Origin of the sequence: Kitasatospora sp. NPDC057512 (assembly GCF_042802135.1) — a bacterium.
GTDB lineage: Bacteria > Actinomycetota > Actinomycetes > Streptomycetales > Streptomycetaceae > Kitasatospora.
Window position 1 is genome coordinate 1 of the sequence record NZ_JBHVET010000636.1, and the last position, 5,163, is coordinate 5,163.

The following is a 5,163-nucleotide window of genomic DNA, read 5'->3' on the forward strand; positions in this document are numbered from 1 at the left end:
CCCCAGGGGCCAGGCCGGTTGCCCTCGGGGGACAGATCACGGCCGGTTACCGGCGGGTCGGTTTGGTTCGGACGGGTGCACGATGCAACAGTGTCCGTCGGGTATTGACATGGTCACGGGATGTGAGGGGAGATGCGGGGGGAGCGGGAATCCGGAGACGAACGGATCGGAAACGTTCAGTTTCCTTGCCGGATGTCGCTCAGGGTCCCGCTGACGTTGAGGAGTTCGTGGCACGTGGGCGCCTGCTTGCCCGAGGCCGGGGTGCCCGGAACCTCGCAGGTCACGCTCGCGGTCACCGCTTGGTCCTCGGGGACCTGAAGGGGGGTCACCCAGTGGTAGTCCTGGTTGCGGAAGGTCTCCAAGGCGATCGTGGTGACGGTCTTGTTGCCGACCATGAAGGTCACCAGGCCCTGGTCGCCCTGGAAGTTGGAGACCACGAGGTCGGTGATGTCGAAGACCTTGCCGTGCGGCACCTGGTAACTGCCGGTCCCGGCCGCGCCGTTCTCGGTCTGGACGTCGATCGTGGCGGAGCTCTGCTGGCCGGTCCCGGGCACCGCCAGGCCGCCCGGACCACCCTGGCTGCCCGGACCGCCCTGGCTACCCGGGCCGGTGGTCGGCTTTCCGGCGCCCGGCTTGGTCTGGCCGCCGGGGGTGCTCCCGTTGGCGGGGCTGCCCGGTGTGTCACCGGCCGGGACACCGGCGGGCGGGGCCGGAGTGGCGTTCTGCTGGGCGACGGCCTTCTCGGCCGCCTGCTTGGCGGAGCTGCGCACCGCCGGGCGGACCAGGGCGAACCAGGCCAGCAGCAGCGCGATCAGCGCCGCCAGCAGCGCGAGCAGCCACTTCGGGAAGATCGGCAGCTGGAGGAACTCGCCCTCCAGCAGCGGCTTCTGGACGGGCGCCGGCGCGGTGCCCGGTGCGGCCTCCGGCGCCTTTTGCTCCTTCGCGTCCTTCCCGTCCTTGCCGGGCTTGCCGTCCTTCGCGTCCTTGCCGTCCGCCCGCTCCTCCGGGCCCACCGTCACCTCGAACGGCCAGGTCGCCTGCTTGCCGAACCAGATCAGCTTGCGGGTGCGCGCCTGCACCCGCACCTCCCCGGACTCGCCGGGCTCCAGCCGCAGCTTCTCCGGCGTGACCCGGAACCGCAGGTCCTCACCGGCCTGTCCCGGGGTGAACGTCACACCGGTCGGAGCGTTGCCGAGGTTGCGCACCGAGGCCCGGTAGCGCCCGCGCAGCCAGCCGCGGCGACGGCGCGGGGCCAGCGCGGCCTGAAGCTCCTGGAACGGCGTCACGGTGACCGTGGCCTCCGGCACCGCCACCAGGTCGGGGCGCTCGACCGGCAGCACCCGGATGCCGAGCGGGAACTCGCCGGCCCGGGTGGCGGGGGAGCGCGGCGGAGCCAGCCGGACCGTCACGGTCTCGGAGGTCCCCGGGTACAGCGAGACCCGGGCCGGCTCCACCTTCGTCCAGCCGGCGCAGTCGCCGACCACCTCGAACGTGTAAGCCTCGACGATGTCGAGGTCGTTGCGGACCGTCAGGGTCGTGGTGGCCACGCCACCGGGGGCCACCGTGAGTGCTGGCAGGCCGAGTTCGGCGGATGTGGTCATAGCGTGACGGTAGGGCCGTACCGCGTCGGAGAAGAGGGCCGTACGGGCAAGCTGGGGGCCACACCCCTTGCCCGTACGGACCGACCGGAGACCCCGCCCGGTCCCGTCGCGGGCCCGGCCCGGCTCCGCGCGACCCGCCCCCAAGCCCCCGGCCGGCACCGCCCCTCGGCGGCCGGCCGTCACCCTCGCAGGTACTTGCAGAATGGAGCAGTTCGATGACGTCGACCGATACAACCCGTGAGGAAGCCGTCACAAGCCGCCGGACCACGGTGGCACCGAAGCCCGCCGGTACCACCGTCCCGCGCGTACCCGCCCAACTGCGCGGCAGGCCGGCCCAGGTGCGGGTGGCGGTCTACGCCGAGGACCTCATCCTGCAGACCGGCGTGGTCCAACAGCTGCGCCAGCGGCCCGAAGTGGAGCTGCTGAACGAGAGCGAGGCCGGGCGGGCCGAGGTCTCCCTGCTGGTGGTCGACGCCCTGACGGAGACGGTGACCGAGCACCTGCGGAGGCTGCGGCTCGCCACCACCGGCCGGATAGGCCTGGTGGTGGGGCACTTCGAGGCCGGCGGGCTCCAGACCATCGTGGAGAACGGGGTCGCCGCCGTGCTGCGCCGCTCGGAGGCCGACCAGGACCGGCTGGTGAACCTCATCACCGCCCTGGCCAACGGCGAGGGTGTGATGCCCGGCGACCTGCTCGGCGAACTGCTCGACCGGATCGGCATCCTCCAGCGCACCATGCTCGACGGGCGGGGCCTGACCCTCTCGACCTTAACGGCCCGGGAGGCGGAGATGCTGAAGCTGGTCGCGGAGGGCTTCGACACAAGTGAGATCGCCGCCAAGACGTCGTACTCGGAGCGCACGGTGAAGAACGTGCTGCACGAGATCATCACCCGCCTCGGCCTGCGCAACCGGGCCCACGCGGTGGGCTACGCCATGCGGCGCGGCCTCATCTAGCGGCAATGACGGTGCCCCGCCCAGGCGGGCGGGGCACCGCGTGGAGCGGGGGAGTTCACGCGGGGGACATGACCTCGTAGAGGTTCCCGGCGTCATCGGTGAAGTACAGCCCGCGAGGGCACAACGGGTGGTCGATCCGACCGTTGCCGGGCTCGCGGGGGTCGTTGCCGTAGGGCACGTCGGCGTCGCGGAGCCGGGCGAGGATCCCGTCGAAGGAGGACGGGTCCACGTCGAAGGCCAGGTGATGGCCGACCGGGTCCTCGACGGTCATGAAGTCCAGGGTGAGGGAGTCGTTGACCCGCACCGGCGCGAAGTGCCGGTCGGCGCCCTGGTAGTCGAGGCCCATGACGGAGGCGAAGAAGAGGGCTGCCGCCTCGTTGTCGACGGCCGGAACGATGGTGTGGTTCAGGGATATGGGCATGTGAGCCTGCCTCTCCGTTGGGTGGTCAGAGCAGCCCGAAGTCGAACTCGCCGGTGGCGACGGCGGAGATGAAGGAGGAGTGGGCCGCGCGGTCGAAGGCCAGGGCGGGGCCGGAGGGGTCCTTCGAGTCGCGGATGTAGGAGACCGGCTCACCCAGGGCGAGCTCAACGCAGTTCGTGGACTCGTTGCTGTGTGATGACTTGCGCCAGACTGCGGTGATGGTGGCTGCGTTCGGGATGAACGTCATGTGAGCTTGTCTCTCTGTTCGATGATCAGGGCGAGGGAGTCGTCGAGGCCCAGAGCATCCGCTCGGATGGCGTCGAACTTCGCCGAGTACAGCGCCACATCGGCGGCGTCCTCGACCCAGAGGTCGTTCAACGCGCCCTCCACGAGGACGACATCGAGATCCTGCCGTTGCGGAAATCCGAGGATGGAGAAGGCGCCGCCCATGCCATGGTGCGCAGGTGCACCAATGGGCATCACCTGGATCTTGACGTTGGGCTGGCTCGCTCTGTCGGCGATCCTGGCGAGTTGCTCAGCCATGAGCTTCGGTCCGCCGACTCCGGACCGGATCGCGGCTTCGTTTATCACTGCCCACAGCGCGAGCGGTTCGGCTCGGGTCAGCGCGCTCTGGCGTGCCATGCGGACGTCGACCAGTGCCTCGACGTTGACTCCAGGGCGGAGGGTGAGCTTCTTGATGATCTCGCGTGCGTAGGCGGGAGTCTGAAGGAGACCCGGAATGAAGAAGCCTTCGTAGGAGCGCATCGATGAGGCGCTCGCCTCCAAAGAGATGAGGTTGCCAAGCGGCTCCCCGATGTCAGCGCTGTAGCTTTGCCACCACATTCCGCGCTGTGCGCCACGCTTGGCGAGATCCACGAGCGCGTTGATCAACTCGTGGTCCTCGCAGCGGTAGAGGGCGAGGAGTCGCTTGACGTCATCGACCTTGGTGGCACCCCGGCCGTTCTCCAGGCGGGACAGCTTCGGCTGGCTCATCCCGCTCAGCGCTTCGGTGACTTCCTCATGTGAGAGGCCGGCTTCCTCTCTCCGGCGGCGCAGTTCGGCCCCGAGTTGCCTCCGTCGAACCGTCGGACCTGTTGCTCCGCCCATCCCCGCCCTCTCTGAGCTTCAGTGGACCAGTTTGCCTTCCCGGCAGGCACGTTCGCCACCGGTTGTGGCCACTGTAGGGGCTCTGCCGGGCGTTCGATTTGAATATATCCAAAGTCTTGTGACGAGTTGCCAAACGGTGGCGTCTAGCTCCATGCTGTCTGTGACGAGCTGCACACTGACAGCAATTGCTGGATGCTTCGTCGTGTGCACACGTCGCGATCACGCTCCGGGTCGACTCTCCTGACTGATCATCGGTCGCTCGGAGTCATCTCTCGACTCCCATGGAGGTTTCTTCGTGTCTCCCCTTGGACTCCCCCCTGACTGGTCGGCCGCGCGCGAAGAGTTGCGCGAGCTCACGGCGCGCGCCGGGTGGGACGCCGACCTGGTCGCCGATGCCGAGGTCGCGCTCCTCGAACTGTTCGTCAATGCCTGGCGCCACGGCGGCAGTGCGGCGCCGCTCGTCGTCATCGCGCTGCTCGATCACGTGCTCCGGGTCTCCGTCAGTGACGGCAATCCCATCGTGCCGATCCAGCGGGACGGTTCCGACCTCCTCGCCGTCTCCGGCCGGGGCCTGCGTCTCGTCCGCTCGCTCACCGACCGCTTCGGCGCGGAGTCCCGCAAATCGGGCAAATCCGTCTGGTTTGAGCTGGACGCCGCCGCGTGACCGTCGACCACCGCCGCCCTACCGGGCCGGCCGACGCGATCATGCGTACCTACACCGAGCCGGAGGTCGCCTCCCTGCTCGATGAACTCCACGATCGCGGCAGCAGGTTCGGCCTCCTCTGGCCCGGCCTGGCCACGGACCACGTGGGGGTCGACGGCCGCGTCTCGGTCCGCTTCGGCGCGGCTCCGGCCAGCACCGTCCTCAACCTCCTCGCGATCCTCCGGCACTACGAGAGGACCGAGGCCCCGTGCGACTCCTGATCGACCTCATCCTCCCGCTCCTCCTGCTCCTCGCCATCGCCGTCGTCGGCCTTGGTGCGGTCGCCGTCCTGCGGATGCCCCACCGCCCGGATGACCGCGCCGCAACTCCCGTCCCTGGCCGGGACCGCCAACCGGTGGTCTGAGGCCCCACCCGCCC

General features: G+C 69.5%; 8 protein-coding genes. 3 read left to right on the forward strand and 5 right to left on the reverse strand.

The annotated features are described in order from the left end of the window. Positions 1-176: 176 nt before the first annotated feature. Positions 177-1,601 carry a hydrolytic protein gene (locus tag ACFU6K_RS30895; RefSeq protein WP_380668593.1) on the reverse strand — a complete coding sequence of 475 codons (1,425 nt, stop codon included), beginning with the start codon at positions 1,599-1,601 and terminating at the stop codon, positions 177-179. Between the two features lie 215 nt (positions 1,602-1,816). On the opposite strand from ACFU6K_RS30895, the gene ACFU6K_RS30900 reads away from it, so the two are divergent. Next, complete coding sequence (locus ACFU6K_RS30900; protein ID WP_380668595.1) at positions 1,817-2,554, forward strand: response regulator transcription factor; 738 nt, start codon at positions 1,817-1,819, stop codon at positions 2,552-2,554. A 55-nt stretch (positions 2,555-2,609) separates the two neighbouring features. On the opposite strand, the gene ACFU6K_RS30905 is transcribed toward ACFU6K_RS30900, so the two are convergent. The 3 genes from ACFU6K_RS30905 to ACFU6K_RS30915 are packed head-to-tail and all read right to left on the reverse strand — an operon-like array spanning position 2,610 to position 4,082. Beyond that, entirely contained in the window at positions 2,610-2,975 is a 366-nt protein-coding gene (locus ACFU6K_RS30905) for a VOC family protein (protein WP_380668597.1), read from the reverse strand. Positions 2,976-3,000: 25 nt separating this feature from the next. Next, positions 3,001-3,222 carry a DUF397 domain-containing protein gene (locus tag ACFU6K_RS30910; protein ID WP_380668599.1) on the reverse strand — a complete coding sequence of 74 codons (222 nt, stop codon included), beginning with the start codon at positions 3,220-3,222 and terminating at the stop codon, positions 3,001-3,003. Continuing rightward, on the reverse strand, positions 3,219-4,082 hold the full coding sequence (locus tag ACFU6K_RS30915; protein WP_380668601.1) for a helix-turn-helix domain-containing protein: 864 nt from the start codon (positions 4,080-4,082) through the stop codon (positions 3,219-3,221). Before ACFU6K_RS30915 ends, ACFU6K_RS30910 begins: the two co-directional genes overlap by 4 nt. A gap of 295 nt (positions 4,083-4,377) precedes the next feature. On the opposite strand from ACFU6K_RS30915, the gene ACFU6K_RS30920 reads away from it, so the two are divergent. Together ACFU6K_RS30920 and ACFU6K_RS30925 are read left to right on the forward strand one after the other, a co-directional pair. Then, a complete protein-coding gene (locus ACFU6K_RS30920; RefSeq protein WP_380668603.1) occupies positions 4,378-4,746 on the forward strand; it encodes an ATP-binding protein in 369 nt (122 codons plus the stop codon). Next, the gene (locus tag ACFU6K_RS30925) at positions 4,743-5,006 is read left to right on the forward strand and encodes a hypothetical protein (protein WP_380668605.1); all 264 of its coding nucleotides are present in this window, start codon (positions 4,743-4,745) and stop codon (positions 5,004-5,006) included. Before ACFU6K_RS30920 ends, ACFU6K_RS30925 begins: the two co-directional genes overlap by 4 nt. Here ACFU6K_RS30925 and ACFU6K_RS30930 read toward each other — a convergent pair. Further along, positions 4,973-5,163, reverse strand: a 191-nt coding sequence (locus ACFU6K_RS30930) for a hypothetical protein (protein ID WP_380668607.1), incomplete at its 5' end; no start/stop codon positions are given. The genes ACFU6K_RS30925 and ACFU6K_RS30930 overlap by 34 nt on opposite strands.

Coding starts and splice junctions, on each gene's coding strand:
- ACFU6K_RS30895 (WP_380668593.1), bottom strand. CDS start 1,601: ATGACCACATCCGCCGAACTCGGCCTGCCAGCACTCACGGTGGCCCCC.
- ACFU6K_RS30900 (WP_380668595.1), top strand. CDS start 1,817: ATGACGTCGACCGATACAACCCGTGAGGAAGCCGTCACAAGCCGCCGG.
- ACFU6K_RS30905 (WP_380668597.1), bottom strand. CDS start 2,975: ATGCCCATATCCCTGAACCACACCATCGTTCCGGCCGTCGACAACGAG.
- ACFU6K_RS30910 (WP_380668599.1), bottom strand. CDS start 3,222: ATGACGTTCATCCCGAACGCAGCCACCATCACCGCAGTCTGGCGCAAG.
- ACFU6K_RS30915 (WP_380668601.1), bottom strand. CDS start 4,082: ATGGGCGGAGCAACAGGTCCGACGGTTCGACGGAGGCAACTCGGGGCC.